Genomic DNA, 20,185 nt, shown 5'->3' with positions numbered 1-20,185 from the left:
TTCTAATATGATTGGAGGGATCGTTATGTCTCAAAGTAACTTAGAAAAACAAGAAGCTAAATTAAAAGCCCTTAATCAAAAAATTAAGGACGAAAAAAATAAGATTGAACAACGGCTAGGTAAACAAATCATCAGTCAAGCCAATTTAGATTATGCTAATTTGTCTAACGATCAGATTAAGCTTTTAGCCAAGCAATTTTCTGAATTTTTAAAGGTAAAGTCCGTAGATCATTAGCCATACGAGATGGGGAAATTCCATGTCTAATCAATATGAAAAACTAGTCGAGCAGCAAGCGCGTTTAAAACAAAAAATTGAGCGGGAAGATTTTAAATTACGGCAATCTAAATACTATGAAAATCGGCAAGCCCGCAAAGCCCGTTCTCGCCGATTAATTCAAAAAGGGGCTTTATTAGAAAAGTACTTTCAAGCTAATGACCTCTCGGTCGAACAAACCGAAGAACTTTTAAAAACATTTGCTGACTATGTTAACGCCCATAAACCGGATAAATTAAAAACCGATCAACCTAATAACTAGGCCGATCGTTTTTATTTTCAGGATTGTTTTTTGGCTTAATTTCTGGATTGTGTTTAGAAGCTGTCCAAGATCTATGATTTTTGATATACTTCTATGTAAAAAGCGAGTTTAAGCTATGAAAAATTATCCCAGCAATATTACTCGGCAACAATTTGAATTAATTCGACCAGCTTTAGAAAATTTTCGTAAGCGAACTAAGCCTCGAAAATATGACCTCTACGAGGTCTTCTGTGCGGTCCTATATGTCTTGAAAACCGGTTGCCAATGGCGTCAAGTCCCCGGTGATTTCCCAGAATGGCGGTCAGTTTACAACTATTACAAAATTTGGTCAACTAAAGCTGAACCTACGGCTGATTCTTTATTGGAACAAGTTTTAAAAAAATTGTCATTGCTCGGCGAACTTACCAAGGACGTTCAGCTTTAACTTCCTTTATTATCGTTGACGCTCAGAGCGTCAAAAACACCGCTACTGCTGAAAACAAAGGTTACGACGCTGGTAAGAAAATCTCGGGGATTAAGCGCCATCTGGCAGTTGATATCAATGGCTTTCCGCAGGCCATTCACATGACGCGAGCGAACGTCTCTGATCGAGACGGGGCCAGTGCAATGATCGCTTTACATGCCATGCATTTACGCCAGGTTCAAAATGTCTTAGTTGATGGTGGTTATTCAGGCGTTAATTTTCAGCTCGATGTAGCCAGTAATTTAAACGCAACCGTGCAGGTTGCGAAGCGCAATGAGTTGCATCGATTCGAAGTCATGCCCCCAACGTTGGGTAGTCGAACGATCTTTTAGTTGGCTAGAGAATTGTCGGCGACTTTGGAAAAATTGTGAGCGTCAATTAACCACCAGTCTGCAAATGGTCGTTTTAGCATTTTTAGCACTATTACTTAAGAGATTTTAGACAGCTTCTAACACTTTTAGTATAGAAGGGTAATGTTTTTGCTTGGTATTGATTGGGTAAAGAAATGGTAAAAAATAAGAGCGCGACAAGACCCGGGTTGACCCCAGAGCATAAGGCAGAAAATCCAGTAGCGAACGGTTTTTGTTCGTTACTGGATTTTTTGTCTTATGTGGCCGGGGTCAGGATCGTCGGAGCGTATTTCAGAAGCCGAAGGGTGCTCAAAATAGCATAACTGCTCAACTATACACATTCCAAAAAAGTCCCCCACCCAGCAGCAAGTCACTCACCCATCACATCTTCCGCCAGACCTTCAGCATAATCAGCATCGCCACAATCAAGGCGACAGAAATCCCCAAAGTCAGCATCCAAGCATATTGCATCCCGGCTAAGGGGAGTTTCACGTTCATCCCATAGAATCCGGTAATGATCGTTGGCACAGCCATGGTCAGTGACCAAATTGTCAAAAATTTCATTGTATCGTTCAGGTTGTTATTAGCAAGGCTGTTGAAGGTATGATCGATTCGGTCAACGACTTGGGTTTCAATCTCAAACATCCGTTGGACCTGTTCTCCTTCAATTTGCACGTCTTCGAATAAATCAATTTTATCTTGGTCAGCACCGACACCAAAATGGGTCTTTGGCAAACGATCGAGTTCACTGAGATTGGTTTGGACCGCGCTGGACAAAAAGGTCAACGTCTGTTGAAGATATGAAAGTGAAACCAAGTCACTGTTCTTCGTCTTCCGGTTCAACATTTTATCCAAATAGTTGCGTTTCTTGGTAATGCCGCGAGAAATTGGGATAAAGCTGTCAACAACTGTAAACAGTGTTTCCAGAATAAATGCATCGACGCTCTTAACCTCGGGATTATCCAATGCCGAGGAAAGTGCCGTGTTGACTTCAGGTATGTGGCTTTGATTAAACGTGAATAAAACGCCCTTATGGAGCAACATGCCAAATGGCTGGGTAATGTATCTCAGCGCATCTTTGTCGAGGGCATACGGCGCCAGAAAGATGAATAATTGGTCGTCCTCATTGATATCATAAACATAATTAGTACTTTCATCATTATCAGTGACGTACTCAATAATATCTTCATCTATGCCATACTGATCTTCGAGGGTTGCCCGTTCTTCGGCATTGATTTGAATCGTTTCAATCCATTTGGTTCCATTGATTGTCTTTTCGGGTTTGATCATTTAGTAATCCCCCTGTTAGTTATTAACCTCTATTTTAGACTAAAAAAAAAGAAGGCGCAGACAAATTTTTAAATTGTCAACGACTCCCAACTGCTAAACACTTTTATAAAGAATATAACGGAAACCTACTTATTTTTTATAAAGGTCTTTAAACGGTTATTTCAGCAAGCCAACCGTCTGGAGAATCAAGTAGATGTTCAAGGTTACCAGCACAATGGTGGCAAACCAAGCAGCGTACTTGACCCAAGTATGATTGGCGAACTCACCCATCAACTTCTTGTTACTGGTGAACATGACCAGTGGGATGATGGCAAACGGTAAAGCAATACTCAGGAACACTTGTGATGCCGTCAGTAATCCTTCAATCTTAGCCTCATTGCCATGATAGTAAATGGCAAAGATCAAAACTGGTGTGAGAAACTGTTTAGTAGCTTTTGAGAAGTAACCTGATAAAAGCTAACGAAACCATCATGAGACTAGTGTTGAGCTTACGCTCACAGTTACGCCATAAACGATGATAATTTCCCAACCAACTAAATGAACGTTCAATGAGCCACCGTTGGGGGATAACCGAAAATTGGTGTAACTCATTTCTTTAACGACGATTACCTTGGCTGAGGTTAAACTGCTAATCTCATTGGCAAAATTTTGGCCGGTATAACCACTATCAACCATCATGGTTCGAACCAATTTAAACTGCTCTAAATTAAGGGTGACGAGTGCAATCGCCCCGTCACGATCAGTGATGTTAGCCCGGGTAATATGGATAGCTTGCGGGAATCCATTGATGTCAACGGCTAAATGGCGCTTAATGCCGGAAATTTTCTTGCCACCATCGTAACCCTTATTTTCAGCGGTAGCGGTGTTCTTAATGCTTTGGGCATCTAAAATGACGAACGAAGTTCGGGCTGACCGCCCTTGCCTTAATCGTCGATCAGCGACAATTTTTTTAAAACCTGAGTTAATAAAGCTGGTTTATCAGGGGTGGGGGCTTTTGACCAACTCATCCAATAGTAGTAAACGGTGGACCACTTTGGATAATCAGCCGGCAAATCACGCCAAGTACAGCCATTTTTAAGGACATAGAGCATGGCACAGAAGATATCATAAGGATCAATGTGTTTTGGGTGAGTTCGTTTTCTTGAAGCTTCCAGATCCTGACGGATCAAATCGAATTGTTGCCGAGAAATATCGCTTTGGTAATGATGACTAAAATGTTGCATATGATCACCAACTTTTTTGACAGTAGTTTATCAAATTATTGGGTCAAAATCAAAGATACTAAACAGCTTCTTAAGAGATTTTAGACAGCTTCTTAGCAAAGTCTTTTAACTGTTTTTGAATTCTTTGTGTAAGCTCTGCTTTACTTTCTTTGTGCTTCCTTTTACTTGATCGCTGTTGAATTATCTTTTGACCCTTACCTCTTCTTTTTGATTTTAGGTCAAGCGTAAAATCTGAAATTTTATTTTGATCTAGCTTACTTAAATGACCGATTTCTTTAAAGTTTAAACCGGCTTTGGGAAAGCGATAAATATTACCAAGATCGACCCAGGAAGGTTTCTTCAACCCAGCTGATTGCCAATCTTGAATCGGATAATATTGTTGCTTGATATAAGGAGACTTCTTTTCATACTGACTAGGGACTGTCTGAAAACTAAAAATTCAGGTATAATCTGAGGAAAAACGAATCGAGGCATTCCGATGACAACACCTAAACGATACGAACTGGAAGATGCTCAGTGGGACCGAATCAAAGGATACTTCCCGCCATACCGGACTGGCCGTCCATCAAGCCTAGACAACCGTACCGCCCTCAACGCTATCCTCTGGCTCATGCGCAGCGGGGCTCCTTGGCGTGATCTACCTGAACGCTATGGCTCTTGGAAAACGGTGTATAGTCGCTTCCGAGCCTGGGTAAGTTCAGGCTTGTTCGAACAGGTTTTTCTCGAATTGATTGACGATCTCGACATGGAAAACTTGAGCTTAGATTCAACGATCGTTCGAGCGCATCAAAAGGCCACTGGGGCAAAAAAAACGCCGAATGTATGGTCGAAAATCAAGCTATTGGACTAAGTCGAGGTGGCCGAACGACCAAGATTCACGCACTCGTTGACGGATTAGGGAATCCCTTGGGTTTTCGCCTAACAGGTGGTCAAGTACATGATAGCCAAGTTGCCAGTGAGTTGCTGGAAGGCTTCGATATTTCTCAATCAAATATTATCGCGGATAAAGCCTATGGCACCGCGAAACTTCGCCAGTATATTGAAGATAAAGCAGGCGTCTATACCATTCCGCCAAAGGAAAATACCAAAGACAAGTGGACCTGTGATTACCACGTTTATTGTGAGCGCCATTTGATTGAGAACTTCTTCAATCAGTTGAAGAACTTTCGTAGGATTGCAACGCGTTATGATAAGCTCGCTCATGTTTATCTGGCTACGGTCTACATTGCCTCAATTTGCATCTTACTTAAGTAGTTTTCATACTGACTAGTAATTTTAAAAGCCTCGACCGTCTGTTCTGATACCCGACGAATTAAAACTGGTCGAGACTTGCCACCGTTAGTTTCTACAAAACTAACGTATAGGCTGACTAAGTCATTAGTCCTCATCTGGATCGTTGAGCCAATCAGCGACCTCTTTAGCGTCTTTGAACTCGGTGACTGGTGTCCCTTCGGTCGCCTTTAAAAACCGTAAATTAGCTCTTTCTTCTTCGCTTAAAACTGCTTCGGTATCATCGGCCAAATCTTTATCAATCCTAAAGGCTGAACTTTTGAGCTGGTTAGCCTGGTTAGCTCTGACACTCATTTAAAAGCCCCCTATTCTTCTGTTTAAGCCATTTAAATCTAACTTAAGTATAAATAGACTAGTAAGTCTTAAAACCGCTTAGAAAGGATTTTGTAGTCTTTTAGGACTAGTAGTACAACCCACTGTTATCGTTGTCGGCCGACTTTTCTTCTTCGGGGTGTTTGGCCGCATATTCTCTAGCCGCTTGTTTATTCCACCAAACGCCGAATAGGTTTTGCATGGTGCCGTACAAGTAGTTTTCCACGTTCTTGATATGCTTCTCATTGCTTCTCAGGGCGTTAAAGTAGCGTCTTAAGGCTTTAGTCATCAAAGGTTTTAGTTCTTCGTCGTCAAGCGGGATTAGAACCCCAATATCTTGATGATCTTTTTCAACTCGGTACTTAGCATTTAAGATAATGCCAATGAAGCGCCGCATTTGTTGCGGAGTGCGGCACCAGAAACTTAGTAATTGCACGGCTTCGGGTTCTAAGAAAACCGGTAAGCCACTGTCTTCATCAGTTAAGAAGTCATTAGCATGGTTCACCAAATCCTGGTTTTGCTTTTGAATTTCTGCTGGTGAAAAATGGGCTGTGGAAAAGTCCAACTTTTGAGTATCTATATTGTATCTATTAGTATCTAAGCTTCTAGGTTCTTTATATAGATCGTGTCCGTTTTTCGGAAGTCTGCTTGTATCAAGGGATTGGGATATGTTACCAACGGTCTCATGCTGATTTCCGTTTTTCGGAAGTCTGCTTGTATCAAGGGATTCAACGGTCTCATGCTGATTTCCGTTTTTCGGAAGTCTGCTCGTATCAAGGGATTGGGAGCTATTTAGATTCTTTTCTCTTAAATAAACATCTTTTTCATTAACTTTTAATTCCGCTAAATACAATCGGTTGGGTAATTGGCGGCCGGCTTTTGGTTGAAAACCCATTCTTTTCTGCATTAATAAATGAGCACCTTCAAGCTCTTTTTTAATTTTTGCAATTTTTGTATTTGAGCAGTCAAATAGTTTTTTTAATTCTTCGTTTGTGAGGCGAATTTACAATTGAAATGCAACACAAAGTAAAAAAATAAACCCATACCGGGTAGAATATGTTTAACGACCAAATCAAACAATTCGAGGTATCCGGTATGAGCTATAAACATCTTACTATAAAAGAACGTGAAATACTTATGTTTTTACGAGCTAAGGGGTTATCTATCCGGGCTGTTGCGTTACGGCTGGGGCGAAATCCAAGCACTATTTCACGGGAGTTAAAACGTTGTGCAGGTAATTATTCCCCAAGCAAAGCAGATAATGACTATCATCAAAAGCGGCAGAATTGTCACAAGAAGCGGCTATTAGACAGCCATCCACAATTACGCCGTCAAATTGTTCATTACATCTTAGATCTGCACTGGTCACCAGAGCAGATTACCGCTCGCTTTAATAAGGAACATCAATGGTGTGTTAGCTACAACACAATTTACCGTCATATCTATCAACACAATTTAGGTGAGAAGTACTCCTCACGTGGTGATACCGGTATTCAGCGCCATCTCAGACATAAACATCGGACTCGGCATTCAAAGAATACTAGACGACATCGAGAAGTACAGACCGACTATATCTCGATCCATGAGCGCCCTGGTTTTATCAACCAGCGTCAACGTATAGGTGACTGGGAAATTGATACTGTGATTGGTCGAACGGGTCACTCCATCCTTTTAACGATTGTCGATCGGCTTAGTCGGCTTACGCTTATCAAAAAGGTTGTGCAAAAGGACTCGCAGGAGATAAATAAAGGCTTAGTTGAACTGTTAGGGGCCATTCCTAAAGAATTTGTTCATTCTATTACACCAGATCATGGGACCGAATTTCTTCATCTTGATGAAATCAGCGAAAGGTTAGGTGTTACTGTCTATTGGCCCGATCCATATTCGCCTGAACAGCGTGGAACAAATGAGAATACAAATGGATTAATCCGGGAATATTTTCCCAAGCGAACAGATATTGATAATTATACAGAACAGGACGTTGAACACTGCCAAAAGCAGTTAAATCAACGTCCTCGCAAAGTGTTAAACTATGAAACCCCATATGAAGTATTTTTTGACAAACCGTTGCACTTAGTTTGACAATTCGCCCTATAAAACATTTTCATTTCGATATCTTGATTAAAGTTCCCAAATCCTTTGCCAAAAATCGTGCAGCCGCCACGGTTCTTGGCATTCTTTTTAACCTCAAAACGAACTGTGACAGTATCACCGTCTACCTTTAGATCATCTAGCGACGCTTCGGAGAATGGTTGTCCGTCAAGATAGCTCCCGTGATCAGTGACGCGAACCGTTTTTAAAATACCATACTGATTAACATTATCTGGCACCCACAACGGCGTGTACTTCCCCCGAGTATCAGAGAAATCACCAGGGCTTGTCCAATTGCCGATCGCGTGACCGTTAATCGAAAACGTAATGTCAGAAGGCCAAACGTTATTAGAAAATGGAAATTCAGAGCCTAGCTCCATGGATAGATCTAACATCTGCAATGTATCGTTCCTTGCCAAATAATTGGGAAACTGATATTCAACAAATCCTTCTGTCCACCAAATCATCCCCGCGCTCATTCGTTCGGGATCCATGAAATATGCCGGATTATCGACCTTGCCAATATAATTATCTTTTCCGGCCAGACCACATGACGGTTTCACTGAAAAGTTAGTAAAGTGTCCCACCGGCACATCAGTCGTTTGAACATCAAACGCCGTATAAATCTCTTGGGGAAAGTTCACATTGATATGATCAACCTTTAACTTAGACACCTTGTTATGACCGACTCGTTCAAATTCAATCAGACCTGCCTCTGCTAGTTTATTGAGGTGCATCAAAACAATTGTGCTACTAAGATTCATTTCTTCAGCGAGTTCACGAACGCTTAAATGCTTATATGACAGCTTTCTAAGAATATCCAGTCTTACCGGACTAGCCAATGCCTTATATGCCAGTAAAGATTCATTAGATAAATCTAGTTCCATTACAGATAACACCAACCTTTTTGTTTATCAGACGACAACAAACAACATTTAAGTTGCTTTAAATTAATATAAAGCGTTTTCTTTCATTGAAATTATAATATAAACGCTTACATTATCCAAATTTATTCGAACAAATATTTAAAATACCATTGTAAGCGTTTGCTTCTGCCTGTACTCTAATCTTGTACAAAGGATAACAAGTTAGCTAACGTTGTTCGTCCGATTAACAAACAAGACATGAAGGGACAAGTTGATATGACAACTGCAACAGATTACATTAATCCACTAATTGTGCAGCGCGCCGATCCATTTATTTATAAACACACCGACGGCTATTATTATTTCACCTCTTCGGTACCTGCATATAACCTCATTGAAATCCGTCGTGCCAAAACATTGGCCGGCCTCGCCCATGCTGCACCAAGAACTATTTGGCGTAAACATGACAGCGGCCCGATGAGTCAGTTGATCTGGGCACCAGAGATTCATTACATCGACGGCAAGTGGTTTATCTACTTTGCCGCAGCCGAAACAACGGCATTCGACAAGAATGGCATGTTCCAACACCGTATGTTCTGTATTGAATGTGATAACGCTGATCCAATGCGCAGCGAAGATGATTGGATCGAACATGGCCAAGTTAAAACGCCAATGGATTCTTTCTCACTCGACGCAACGTGCTTTGAAGCCAACGACAAGTTGTACTACGTTTGGGCACAAAAAGATCCAGACATTAAGGGTAATTCCAACATTTACATCGCTGAAATGGCTAACCCTTGGACACTTAAAACTAAGCCTGTAATGTTGACCAAACCTGAATTTGACTGGGAAACGAAGATTTTCTGGGTAAATGAAGGCCCTGCCGTTATCCATCGTAATGGTCGATACTTCTTAACTTATTCGGCCAGTGCGACCGATGAAAACTACTGCATGGGCATGCTAAGTGTTGATGAAAATGCTGATTTACTTGATGCCAGTCAGTGGCACAAGGCGGAAAAGCCAGTCTTTCAAAGTGATCTTGACCATGATCAATTCGGACCTGGTCACAATTCCTTCACAGTAGCTGAAGACGGTCAAACGGATATTTTGGTTTACCACTGTCGTGACTACACGGAAATCAAGGGCGATCCACTGTATGATCCAAATCGCCATACGAAGGTTCAATCCTTTACATGGAACGATGATGGCACCCCTAACTTTGGCAAACCAGTGCCTTACAACTATGACTAATCATTTAGAAAATAGAGGTTAAAAACATCATGCAAAAAACTGAATCAAAACACTTCTGGGGGTTTCCCTTCTCCCACTTTAGTTATTTCTTCATCTGGGCTACCGTCTATGGCTATTTAACGCTATGGATGGAACAAGTTGGTCACTTAAACGGAACCGAATCTGGGGCTGTTTTCTCCATGATGGCCGGAATTTCGCTTATTTTCCAACCAATCTTCGGGGTCGTTTCTGACAAACTTTTATTCAAAAAGAACTTAGTTATTCTAATTTCTGTTGTTGCTATTTTTATCGGACCTTACTTTCAGTGGGTCTTCTTACCACTGCTCCATATCAATTCTTTCTTGGTTGCCATTGTCACTGGGACCTTCCTTAGCTTTGTTTTAAACGGTGGGGTTTCCGTTATTGAACAGTATGTTCAACGTGCCAGTTTAGCAAACAAGTTTGAATATGCTCACTCTCGTGTCGGTGGTTCTGTTGCCGGTGTTGTCGCTTCATTGATTGCCGGTCGTTTATTCCTGTGGTCACCGGACTCAATTTTCTGGGCATGTACCGTTGCTGCCATTATCTTAACTGGCTTACTATTGTTCAGTGACAAAATCGACATGGACAACGCTTCTGCCGCTGGGGACACATCTAACTCTTTGGACATGAAGACCGTTATGTCTGTGTTCAAGATTAAAAACTTATGGGTTCTGGCCATTTTCTACATGGGCGCATCAGCTATTTTCGATGTGTTCGACCAACAATTCATCATCTTCTTCAAGACGTTCTTCCACACCGCCGCACAAGGCACATTGGTTTACAGTTACATGACTTCCGGTCAAACGGCCATTGAATTCTTGCTCATGTTCCCAATGCCATGGATCATCAACAAAATCGGTTCTAAAAATGGTTTGATCATCTACGGCTTCATCACTTGCATTCGGATTTTAGGTTCTGCTTTGTCACCAACTTGGGGCTGGGTTGTCTTCTTCCGTTTGCTTGCCGGACTGGAAATGCCATTGCTGTTAACGTCTATCATGAAGTACATCGCTGGTGCCTTCGATATTCGTCTATACGCCACGGTTTACGCCCTCGCGTCTAACTTTGCTAAGCAAATATCGGTCTTCATTTTCTCCTCTGTTGCCGGTAAATTATACGATGTGATCGGTTACCAACACACGTACATCTGGATGGGTGTTCTAGTCTTCGTCATTACACTGTTCGCTGCATTCTTCTTGAAGAAAGAGGATAAAGTACAGGCTGGTGAAGTCGAGGCGCCAAAAGATGCGCCGACGCCAGCAAATGATTCTGATAATTAGGCAATCGAAAATGTAAATGATTTTATTAAGCCATAAAGAACGCGATTGCCTCGCTCTTTACGGCTTTTTTTATAACTAATAAAGCAAAGTATGAAAGGTGATCATCAAAATGAAAGCACAAGTTAATGTAAATGTCTCTAACGCCATTTCTAAAATTGATAATCGCATCTATGGTTCCTTCATCGAACAACTAGGACGAGCCGTTTACACCGGTATTTATCAACCCGATCATCCCGAAGCAGATGAAGAAGGATTCCGAAAAGACGTTATTAAAGCTGTCAAAAGCCCGCATGTGCCATTGATTCGCTATCCCGGTGGCAATTTCCTATCACAATACAGGTGGGAAGACGGTATCGGTCCCAAAAATCAACGACCAACCCGCTTAGATATTGCTTGGCGTGAACTGGAAACAAATCAATTTGGCCTGCATGAATTTATGCACTGGTCAAAGAAAGTCGGGGCCGTGCCAAACATGGCGGTTAATTTAGGGACCCGTGGCATTCAGGAAGCAGCCGATTTAGTCGAGTACTGTAACTTTCCAAGCGGCACTGAATTGAGTAATCTGCGTGCCAAAAATGGCGATTCCAAACCATTTGCTATTAAAACTTGGTGTTTAGGTAACGAAATGGATGGTCCGTGGGAGATTGGCACTAAAACCGCATCTGAATATGCACATCTAGCTAACGAAACTGCTAAGGCCATGAAACAAGTGGATGATAGTATTGAGCTTGTCGCCTGTGGCAGTTCGTCCCTCGACAATCCAACGTTTGGCACCTGGGAAGAAACAGTATTAGATGAATGCTACGATAATGTGGATTACTTATCCTTACACCGTTACTATGGTTATTACGGCGATGACGACCCAACCGAATTGGATAATTTCTTAGCTAAAAACGAAGATTTGGACCAATTCATCAGTGGCGTCATCGCTATGTGTGATGCGGTTCAGGCCCGCAAACGGTCAAGTAAACAAATCAACTTGTCGTTTGATGAATGGAATGTTTGGTACCATTCAAACGATGCCGACACCAAGATTAAACCATGGCAGGTTGGTCCTCACCTGTTGGAAGATGTTTATAACTTTGAAGACGCCTTACTCGTCGGTAGTTTACTAATGACATTACTAAAACACGCTGACCGCGTTAAGATTGCTTGCCTTGCACAACTTGTCAACGTTATTGCGCCAATTATGACAGACACGAACGGCAGCGTGTGGTTGCAATCCATTTATTATCCATTCATGCAAATGGCAACATATGGTCATGGCGTTGTATTAAATAGCAGTGTCAATGTCCCAACATACAACTCTCGTCAATTTAAAAATGTTCCATTGATGGACAGTGTCACCATCTATAATAAGGATGCCAATGAACTGATCGTTTTTGCTGAAAATAAAAATCAACACGAAAACGCCGACTTATCAATCAATCCTACTGGCTTTGACATTGATCACATCGTAGAAGCAACCCAGTTTTACGGTTATGACGTTAAGGCTGATAACCGCGATGGCAAGATGGCAATCCGGCCATTAGCTAGTGTTGAGCTTACTGACGAAAATATCAGTGCCAAATTGAAACCATTGTCTTGGAATATGATTCGAATGGCAGTTAAATAACCCAAAAATGCATTGTTACTACAAAAAAACCATTTTGTAGCAACAATGCATTTTTAAATTCAAACCCCTACTTCAAGTCATCAAAAGCCCTTAGCGAATCCATAATCAGCTTAATAAACCGTTCACGGTCAACCTTCAGCAACACATTAGTGTTCTTCGGCTTACCGGTCAATTCATAGTAATCACAGACCGTTTCACCCTTAACTAATTCACCTTGTGTTTCCACATCGACATTCATCTGTTCACTTTCAAACAGCGTCGGGTCAATCAGCCAGGCAATGGTACATGGGTCATGCAGTGGTGCACCTTTGAATCCCCATTTTGGATTTTCGTGATAGATTTCAAAGAAATCAAGCAAGCCACGAAACGCATGTGCAACGGGGTTTTTAATATCATCAATGGACTCAATTTCATCCTTCAATATCTGTGCTTGGTGCGTAACGTTAAGCGGTGCCATAACCAAAGGAATTCCGGCATTCATCACAATCTTAGCGGCTTCAGGGTCCACATAAATGTTGAACTCAACAGATGGAGTCCAGTTTCCTAACCCCATAGCGCCACCCATGAAGACAATTTGTTCAATTCGATCTGCAAGTTCTGGATAAACACGCAGGAACAAGGCAGCATTCGTCATCGGTCCTGTCACAACCAACGTAACTTTTTCATTGCTCTCTCTAATGGTTTTCGCCATTAATTCAATCGCTGTCATATCCTGTGGTTTGAAATCTGGGTCTGGCAGTTCCGCACCATCTAGCCCTGTCTTACCATGAACATTACCAGCCGTTGCAAGTTTGTTAACTAACGGTGTCCGGTTTCCGCCAGCAACTGGAATATCTTCGCGATGCATTAACGTTAACATCCGCATGGCATTGTTTAGCGTTTTTTCCGGTGTTTGATTCCCCGCTGAAGTTGTTACAGCTGATAATTCAATCTTTGGTGAAGCAATCGCCATAGTCATTGCTAGCGCATCATCATGTCCAGGGTCACAATCTAAAATAATCTTTGTCATGTCAAACTCCTTTCAGGTTACCTGTACCTAGTTTACCTTGTTAACTACGTTTAGCGGGTACTTTTTGATTAAGTAGAAGATGATTAAACAAGCCAATAAACCAACAATGGCGATCAATACTGCGCTAATTTGTATAAAACCTGTCAACTTTGTACTAGCGATCGCAATAATACTTACGAATCCCATAAGGTAGACTGTATCTACAAATATCATAAACGCTTTGGCAAATCGCTTCGTACTCAGCAAACGAACGAGTGCCCACGCATATAACAAAATCACGAAAGCCGAAGACCTAATCAGCATTCCTGTTGTCTGCCCCTGCAAATGTTCAATGGTGACCAGCCAATTACTGCTAACAAATAAAACAATTGCCATTATTACTGTCGTTATGAGCCTTGACTTTATCGTCTTCATCAAAATCACCTATCTAGATTGTTTATTTAAAAGTACAAACCGACGATTGTTCCAGTCAAAACAGAGGCCAGCGTTGCACCGAGAAGCAACTTCATTGAGAACTTTGCCACATAGGCACCTTGTTCTTCGCTAATGGACTTGATTGAACCAGTGATAATACCAACTGTGCCAAAGTTTGCAAATGACACAAGATAAGCAGAAATAATGGCCGTTGCTTTCGCGCTCAAACTGGCTGTCATGCCATGTAATGTACCCATGGCCACGAATCCGTTGGTGATCAGTTTCGTTGCCATCAGGCTACCAACTTTAATAATGTCATGACTTGGCACACCCATTAAGAACGCAACCGGCGCGAACACATACCCAATAAGCGTCGTAAAGCTGACATTAAATAGAGCTAAGAACGTGTTATTTAGGAAGGTAACCAACGCCACAAACCCAATTAGCATTGCACCAACAGTGATTGCTAGTTGAAAGCCGTCAACAATGTAATTACCCAAAACTTGGAAAAATGGTTCTTTGTTTCCTTTAGAGATTTGAACGAGTTCATCGTTTGATTCCGTTTCATATGGATTAACAATACAGGAAATAATTAATGCAGATAAAATGTTCAAAAAGACTGCGACCACAACGAATTTACCAGGAACCATCTTCATATACGATGCTAACATGGCAGCTGATACAGCACTCATGGCTGACGCACAGATGGTGTACAAACGTTGTTCGTTTAACTTCGGAATCTGATCTTTAACAGTCAGAAATACTTCTGGTTGGCCCAAAATAGCGGTGGAAACGGCAAAGTAACTTTCAAGTTCGCCCATTCCGGCAACCTTGTTCAATGCCCAACCGGTCCACTTAATAATGAATGGCAATACCTTAATGTAATTCAAAATGCCGACTAAAGCGGAAATAAAGACGATCGGCATCAAAACGTTGAGGAAAAACACGGAACCACCGGGTTTGATAACCAATCCTCCAAAGACAAAATTGACCCCGCCGGCAGCTTGAACCATTAGCCAGTTAAAGAATGACGAAATGCCAGCTAGTGTTTTAACCCCACCTGATGTATGCAAACATAAAAACGAAATGATTAACTGCAATGCAAACAAAATTCCAATTGATTTATAGTAGATTGTAAAATTAATCCGAACGCTGTTCGGACAAAAAAGATCAGCTTCCTTTAAAATGGTGTTTACAACAAACCCATCTTTTAGGAGCTGATCTTTTGTCTAGTATAACCTATTCCGAACGAATTAAAATCGAAACCTTTTGTGAACTAGGGCTGTCCAATATCCAAATGGGCGTTCGGCTGAACCGATCACCGTCAACAATTTCTTATGAATTATCTCGATGTCAACCTTATCAGGCTGAATTAGCACAAAGTAGATTGTAAAATTAATCCGAACGCTGTTCGGACAAAAAAGATCAGCTTCCTTTAAAATGGTGTTTACAACAAACCCATCTTTTAGGAGCTGATCTTTTGTCTAGTATAACCTATTCCGAACGAATTAAAATCGAAACCTTTTGTGAACTAGGGCTGTCCAATATCCAAATGGGCGTTCGGCTGAACCGATCACCGTCAACAATTTCTTATGAATTATCTCGATGTCAACCTTATCAGGCTGAATTAGCACAAACAGATGCCGAATACAAGCGATCACGATGTGGTCGGAAAACTAAGCTGAGCGATGAGTTAAAGCAAACAATTCTCAACCATTTACATCTAAGCTGGTCACCAGGAATGATTGCTCACGAATTTAAACTAGCGACTAAATCTATTTATAATTGGCTAAATCAGGGGAGAATTGGTTTCTCCTTGAATGATCTACCTGAACATGGCGTACGCCAACGGCGTAACGTTGACCAACGATCCAAATATAATCAATCTTTGGGGCGATCGATTGAACAGCGTCCCATGATGATTAATCAACGTAATCGCATCGGTGATTTTGAACTAGATACCGTCGTTGGCCCTCGTGGGCATAGTAAGGCAGTTTTATTAACTTTAATCGATCGCAAATCACGGTTCCTTTGGGCATATCGGTTAAAGGACCGAACGACAGCGAGTGTTAATGAAGCACTGACTAAGTTCCTAACAACTTTTAATGGACCGGTGCACAGTTTTACTGTGGACCGTGGTACTGAGTTTAGTGGGCTAGTATCATTTGAATCACAATATGGTATTAAGACCTATTACTGTCATGCTTATACGCCAGCTGAACGTGGTAGTAATGAACGCTTTAATCGGAATTTACGTTATTTTTATCCTAAGGGGACTCGTTTTGAGCACATTAGTGCTCAAGATTTAACGACGACGTTACTCCAAATTAACCAGAGACCGCTTAAAATACTTGACTGGAAAACACCGTATCAGGTTATGCTGACCAATTTGTCCAAAAATTCGGATTAAATTTGCAATCTACCTTATACCGAATTTTTCTACGGTTGCTACTAATTAGCCAACCAATCCCAAACACAAGTGCTAACCCGGTTAATAAGAACACAAAGTTCATAATTTCCGACTACCCTTCTATGTTTTATTGTTTTCCGTACGAGGCCAACAGTGTTTCAGCCGCATCGACAGTAACTTCGCGAGGTGTATTACCTGCAAAGCGTTCATTTGCAACGGCCTCTGCATTGGTTGCCAACTCTTCGTGGCTAATCTTGTAATCACTAAATGGATGCAAGCCAAGAATCTGATCACGGAAATCTTTATAAGTCCGTTCCGCAATTAAGGTTGTCTGTTCCTCAGGTGCATTTTCAGGATAAACAGCACCTAAAATCTGGCCAATTTCTCTGACCTTATGTGGCATAACGGGCCCAACAAAACGAAGGACACCAGGTAAGGCATATGCGACGGCTTCCCCGTGAACAATATGATATTTAGATCCCAACACATGTGCCATTGAATGACCAACATTGGTACCTGCATTATTTAACATCCATCCTGCCAAAGTTGCTGCTACCATAACCCGTTCACGAGCTTCTCGATCATTACCGTTTTTAACCGCTCGTGGCAAGTAATTATATAGTAGGAACATAACTTTCTCACAAATAGCATCGGTTACTGGCGATGCCAATTTAGAAAGGTAGCCTTCTGCAGCGTGAGAGAAAGCATCTAGTCCTGTAGCAATTGTCATGTTTTTAGGTAATGACAATAACAAATCAGGATTCAGGACCGCGTATTCACTAACCGCATCATCTGCCAGAATTGCCAGCTTTTGTTTGCTTGCTTCGTCAGTAACAACCAGTGCGTTAGACATCTCGCTACCTGTCCCAGATGTCGTCGGCACGGCAATCAGCCCTGGACAAGTTTTAATTGTCACTTGTGGATCTACATAATCTGAAATTTTTCCACCGTTTATGCGGACAATGTTAATACCGCGGGCAACATCAATCGAGCTGCCACCCCCAATTGCAATAATGCTATCTGCCTTGTGCTCTTTAAAAGCTGCTACACCAGCATCAACAACACTGGTTGGCGGATCTGAAACGACTTTATCGAACACTGCATATTCAATGCCATTTGCTTGTAGCTCGGTTTGAACATCTTGGACAATTTCTACTTGTGATAAAAAGTGATCCATGACGAACAGTGGTCGTTGATAATTTTCTGTTTTCATAATCTCTAAGAGAGTTTCATCAAGGTGATTGGTGCTGACAACTTTAACTTTTTGAAGTAACTTAAAGTCCATCTTTTATTAAGTCCTTTCCATAAATACTCTTTTTTGAATCAATTCACTCAATGCTTGAATAGTTGGCCCGGTAGTCAATGCTGTGACAATTGTGATAATGCCAAACTTGCCACCCATCAAAAAACCAGCAAGCATTAAACAAACATCAAATGTCATTTTGCTACGCCGCATGCTCCAGCCTGTTTTATCTCGAATGGTCAACATAAATCCGTTAAATGGATCAACACCTATGTCGGCAGCTACAAACAAGCTAATCCCGATGTAATACAGGATGATTCCTGTTGCACCGCCAGTTAAACGTGTAATTAGTGCGTCATTTGTAAATATATGTGGATATAGATGCGAACCAATCGTAATAAACATGCCATACGGCACTAAATACATGACAGTACCAACATTTACGTAATGACGACCAACGAGAAATAGTAGCAAAATCAGAAAAATGTTTAACACATTGGAAACCATTCCTAGTTGAACTCGTGGAATGTGAAACGCAGCCCGCAAGCCATCGTAAATAATTCCGACTGGGTCATTACCTAATCGTGTGTTGTTATTAAAGGCCACGCCGATGCAAACCAGAAAAATGCCAACTAGCGCGATAACTGTTTTTTTTACGGTAAGTCGATTTTTTGTCACGCAATCCTTCCCTTAACTTCTTTAGAATTTTAACGTTGCTTTACAGTCCCAATTCCTTGGCAGCAGCGTCAGCATTCTCACAGAAGGCACGAACTTTGTCGATATCTTTTTCCATGTTGCCGCCTTCATACTTAATACTTGTTTTCGTTAATGAATCAACACCGTATGGTCGAATTTTCTTAATCGCATCAGCTACGTTATCAGGTCCAAGTCCACCCGCTTCAATGACTGGCACATTAACGGCTTTAACAATCTGCGCGTCAATATTCCAATCATGTGTTTGACCGCTTGCACCAATACCAGTGTCATGTGCAAGACCAGAATCCAACAAAATGTAATCAACAAACGGCTCAAACTTTTTGGCCCGGTCAATAGCCGATTCATTATCAACCAATACGGCTTGCATCAACTTTGTATGTGGGGCAACATCTTTTAAGCGTTTGGCAAACGTCTCATCTGCCGCGTACCCGTCACCCGCAATGTGCAAAATATCAGGTTGAATTTCTTCACCAAGCTTCAGCATTTCTTCTGGATCATTTGTAAGCATGATTGCAACAGAGGTAACGCCACGCCGCTTGGCTTCATCAAAGATTTTGCGAACACGGTCTAGCGGTACGCGATGTGCGGGAACACCTCCATTTTGCATTGGAACCAAACCAATATTGTCCGCGCCGGCGTCCATTGTCTTAACACTTTCGTCATACTGAATTAGGGAATAAATTTGTTTAATCATTACTTTTGCCTCCGTTAATTTGCAATTGTGTCACTCATTAATTTTTGTTGAACCAGTTTTGGGGTAATATCAGGAACAGATTTGTCACTTTCTAGAGCGATACTTGAAGCGGCCTGTGCAATTCGTCCAATTTCATGTAGCGGGCGATCAGGTTCATCAAAGTAGCTCCAGGTTATGGCTGCCATTCCGCAATCGCCAGCCCCATTCGCATTAACAATCGTTGTTTTAAAGGGTTTAACAAATGCCATGTCATCTTTATTCGCACATAAAATTCCTTGTGCCCCCATCGAGATGAAAATATTTGCAATACCTTTATCAAGCAAAACTTCTGCAGCACGTTTGGCCGTATTCAAATCCGTTATTTTAACGCCAGACAGCAACGATGCTTCTAATGCATTGGGTTTTAAAACCGTCATTTTATCTAAAATGCCATCAAAATGAGGTGCTTTAATCGTGGACACAGTGTCGCCAAACAATGGGGCTGTCACGTGCGCGCCAATCCAATTCAGCGTAGAAGGATCAAGATTAGCATCTAATAGGCAAATCGTGGCGTCGTTAATAAAATCTAATCTCTGTTTTAAAAACTCCGGTGTGATCTGCTTACAAATATCCATATCATTCACACCAACAAGCATGTCACCCGTTTCATCCGTAATGTACATGTAGGTGGATGAACGCTGATGCGCTAGCTGTTCTGCATAGTCTAGATGAATATGATTATTTTCACAGGATGTCTTTAGTAATTGACCATTGTAGTCATCACCATATACGGTAATTAAGTACGTTGGCACTTCCAAATGAGCCAAATTTTGTGCAATGTTTTGACCAACCCCGCCAACCGACATTCCGACTATTCCTGGGTTTGAATCTCGATCAACGACTTTGTCACTTGGCATGCCAAAGATATCCATGTTCATGCCACCGATTACAACAACATAATCGTCAGGTGAAACAGCTTGTGAATAATTCATCATAATTGTTCTCCTTAATTTGAATTCACCCTTTGCTGACATTTGTTTATGCGCATAAACATTTGATACTTTAGAATCTATACCCATTGTCTCGCCCTGTCAACAAAAAAGTTACCGCTTTCATAAAGCGAACTAGCAA

17 protein-coding genes and 7 pseudogenes are annotated in these 20,185 nt (G+C 41.5%); 10 read left to right on the top strand and 14 right to left on the bottom strand.

The features are described 5' to 3' along the window. The first annotated feature begins 7 nt into the window (after positions 1–7). The 3 genes and pseudogenes from ABUE36_RS01445 to ABUE36_RS01435 all read left to right on the top strand — a co-directional run bounded on the left by ABUE36_RS01445 (position 8) and on the right by ABUE36_RS01435 (position 1,440). Positions 8–235: a hypothetical protein gene (locus tag ABUE36_RS01445; RefSeq protein WP_003555660.1), complete on the top strand. Its 228-nt coding sequence runs from the start codon at positions 8–10 to the stop codon at positions 233–235. Positions 236–257: 22 nt separating this feature from the next. Further along, positions 258–536, top strand: a complete 279-nt coding sequence (locus tag ABUE36_RS01440) for a hypothetical protein (protein WP_421017033.1) — start codon at positions 258–260, stop codon at positions 534–536. A 115-nt stretch (positions 537–651) separates the two neighbouring features. After that, a pseudogene (locus ABUE36_RS01435) lies at positions 652–1,440 on the top strand (IS5 family transposase). 290 nt (positions 1,441–1,730) lie between these two features. Here ABUE36_RS01435 and ABUE36_RS01430 read toward each other — a convergent pair. The 4 genes and pseudogenes from ABUE36_RS01430 to ABUE36_RS01415 form a co-directional block, all read right to left on the bottom strand. Continuing rightward, complete coding sequence (locus tag ABUE36_RS01430) at positions 1,731–2,639, bottom strand: magnesium transporter CorA family protein (RefSeq protein ID WP_011178839.1); 909 nt, start codon at positions 2,637–2,639, stop codon at positions 1,731–1,733. A gap of 156 nt (positions 2,640–2,795) precedes the next feature. After that, positions 2,796–3,056: pseudogene (locus ABUE36_RS01425) on the bottom strand (divalent metal cation transporter); the annotation flags it as partial. Between the two features lie 7 nt (positions 3,057–3,063). After that, positions 3,064–3,862: pseudogene (locus ABUE36_RS01420) on the bottom strand (IS5 family transposase). Positions 3,863–3,932: 70 nt separating this feature from the next. Then, positions 3,933–4,283 (bottom strand): annotated as a pseudogene (locus tag ABUE36_RS01415) (hypothetical protein); the annotation flags it as partial. Between the two features lie 57 nt (positions 4,284–4,340). Between ABUE36_RS01415 and ABUE36_RS01410 the strand changes: the two are divergent. After that, positions 4,341–5,116, top strand: a protein-coding gene (locus ABUE36_RS01410; RefSeq protein WP_086990003.1) for an IS5-like element ISLpl3 family transposase whose coding sequence is annotated in 2 segments (ribosomal slippage) — positions 4,341–4,665 and positions 4,665–5,116 — 777 coding nt in all. Because the reading frame shifts where the segments join, the coding sequence is not laid out codon by codon here. 123 nt (positions 5,117–5,239) lie between these two features. Here the strand turns inward: ABUE36_RS01410 and ABUE36_RS01405 are convergent. Further along, positions 5,240–5,446 carry a hypothetical protein gene (locus ABUE36_RS01405; protein WP_065868909.1) on the bottom strand — a complete coding sequence of 69 codons (207 nt, stop codon included), beginning with the start codon at positions 5,444–5,446 and terminating at the stop codon, positions 5,240–5,242. Between the two features lie 106 nt (positions 5,447–5,552). Next, positions 5,553–6,458, bottom strand: a pseudogene (locus ABUE36_RS01400) (plasmid replication initiation protein); the annotation flags it as partial. A gap of 101 nt (positions 6,459–6,559) precedes the next feature. Here ABUE36_RS01400 and ABUE36_RS01395 point away from each other — a divergent pair. Next, a complete protein-coding gene (locus ABUE36_RS01395) occupies positions 6,560–7,546 on the top strand; it encodes an IS30 family transposase (protein WP_191982121.1) in 987 nt (328 codons plus the stop codon). On the opposite strand, the gene ABUE36_RS01390 is transcribed toward ABUE36_RS01395, so the two are convergent. Continuing rightward, complete coding sequence (locus ABUE36_RS01390; RefSeq protein WP_421017032.1) at positions 7,495–8,442, bottom strand: ArsR/SmtB family transcription factor; 948 nt, start codon at positions 8,440–8,442, stop codon at positions 7,495–7,497. The genes ABUE36_RS01395 and ABUE36_RS01390 overlap by 52 nt on opposite strands. 255 nt (positions 8,443–8,697) lie before the next feature. Between ABUE36_RS01390 and ABUE36_RS01385 the strand changes: the two genes are divergently transcribed. The 3 genes from ABUE36_RS01385 to ABUE36_RS01375 all read left to right on the top strand — a co-directional run bounded on the left by ABUE36_RS01385 (position 8,698) and on the right by ABUE36_RS01375 (position 12,588). Further along, positions 8,698–9,672 (top strand): family 43 glycosylhydrolase, encoded by a 975-nt coding sequence (locus ABUE36_RS01385; protein ID WP_421017031.1) that lies wholly within the window; start codon positions 8,698–8,700, stop codon positions 9,670–9,672. A 29-nt stretch (positions 9,673–9,701) separates the two neighbouring features. Beyond that, on the top strand, positions 9,702–10,973 hold the full coding sequence (locus ABUE36_RS01380; RefSeq protein WP_421017030.1) for an oligosaccharide MFS transporter: 1,272 nt from the start codon (positions 9,702–9,704) through the stop codon (positions 10,971–10,973). Between the two features lie 109 nt (positions 10,974–11,082). Beyond that, positions 11,083–12,588, top strand: coding sequence for an alpha-N-arabinofuranosidase (locus ABUE36_RS01375; RefSeq protein ID WP_421017029.1), 1,506 nt, complete (start codon positions 11,083–11,085; stop codon positions 12,586–12,588). Positions 12,589–12,655: 67 nt separating this feature from the next. On the opposite strand, the gene rihA is transcribed toward ABUE36_RS01375, so the two are convergent. The 3 genes and pseudogenes from rihA to ABUE36_RS01360 all read right to left on the bottom strand — a co-directional run. After that, positions 12,656–13,597, bottom strand: a complete 942-nt coding sequence (gene rihA / locus ABUE36_RS01370) for a pyrimidine-specific ribonucleoside hydrolase RihA (RefSeq protein ID WP_161002374.1) — start codon at positions 13,595–13,597, stop codon at positions 12,656–12,658. Positions 13,598–13,624: 27 nt separating this feature from the next. Beyond that, positions 13,625–13,972 (bottom strand): hypothetical protein, encoded by a 348-nt coding sequence (locus ABUE36_RS01365; RefSeq protein WP_161002375.1) that lies wholly within the window; start codon positions 13,970–13,972, stop codon positions 13,625–13,627. A gap of 65 nt (positions 13,973–14,037) precedes the next feature. After that, a pseudogene (locus tag ABUE36_RS01360) lies at positions 14,038–15,132 on the bottom strand (NupC/NupG family nucleoside CNT transporter); the annotation flags it as partial. 104 nt (positions 15,133–15,236) lie between these two features. Here ABUE36_RS01360 and ABUE36_RS01355 point away from each other — a divergent pair. Together ABUE36_RS01355 and ABUE36_RS01350 are read left to right on the top strand one after the other, a co-directional pair. After that, positions 15,237–15,395, top strand: a pseudogene (locus tag ABUE36_RS01355) (helix-turn-helix domain-containing protein); the annotation flags it as partial. Between the two features lie 96 nt (positions 15,396–15,491). Further along, positions 15,492–16,421, top strand: a complete 930-nt coding sequence (locus ABUE36_RS01350) for an IS30-like element ISLpl1 family transposase (RefSeq protein WP_096109805.1) — start codon at positions 15,492–15,494, stop codon at positions 16,419–16,421. Positions 16,422–16,548: 127 nt separating this feature from the next. On the opposite strand, the gene ABUE36_RS01345 is transcribed toward ABUE36_RS01350, so the two are convergent. The 4 genes from ABUE36_RS01345 to ABUE36_RS01330 are packed head-to-tail and all read right to left on the bottom strand — an operon-like array spanning position 16,549 to position 20,049. Beyond that, positions 16,549–17,706 carry an iron-containing alcohol dehydrogenase gene (locus ABUE36_RS01345; RefSeq protein WP_178941844.1) on the bottom strand — a complete coding sequence of 386 codons (1,158 nt, stop codon included), beginning with the start codon at positions 17,704–17,706 and terminating at the stop codon, positions 16,549–16,551. A 6-nt stretch (positions 17,707–17,712) separates the two neighbouring features. Further along, positions 17,713–18,342, bottom strand: a complete 630-nt coding sequence (locus tag ABUE36_RS01340; RefSeq protein ID WP_017263032.1) for a YczE/YyaS/YitT family protein — start codon at positions 18,340–18,342, stop codon at positions 17,713–17,715. Between the two features lie 40 nt (positions 18,343–18,382). Then, positions 18,383–19,075: a phosphoribosylanthranilate isomerase gene (locus tag ABUE36_RS01335; RefSeq protein ID WP_017263033.1), complete on the bottom strand. Its 693-nt coding sequence runs from the start codon at positions 19,073–19,075 to the stop codon at positions 18,383–18,385. A 14-nt stretch (positions 19,076–19,089) separates the two neighbouring features. After that, positions 19,090–20,049 carry a PfkB family carbohydrate kinase gene (locus ABUE36_RS01330; protein WP_178941843.1) on the bottom strand — a complete coding sequence of 320 codons (960 nt, stop codon included), beginning with the start codon at positions 20,047–20,049 and terminating at the stop codon, positions 19,090–19,092. Between the last annotated feature and the right edge of the window lie 136 nt (positions 20,050–20,185).

It is taken from the genome of Furfurilactobacillus cerevisiae (assembly GCF_048961765.1).
Classification (GTDB): Bacteria; Bacillota; Bacilli; order Lactobacillales; family Lactobacillaceae; genus Furfurilactobacillus; species Furfurilactobacillus milii_A.
Note: the sequence above shows the minus strand (reverse complement) of the source record. Positions and strands in the feature narration are given on the sequence as shown.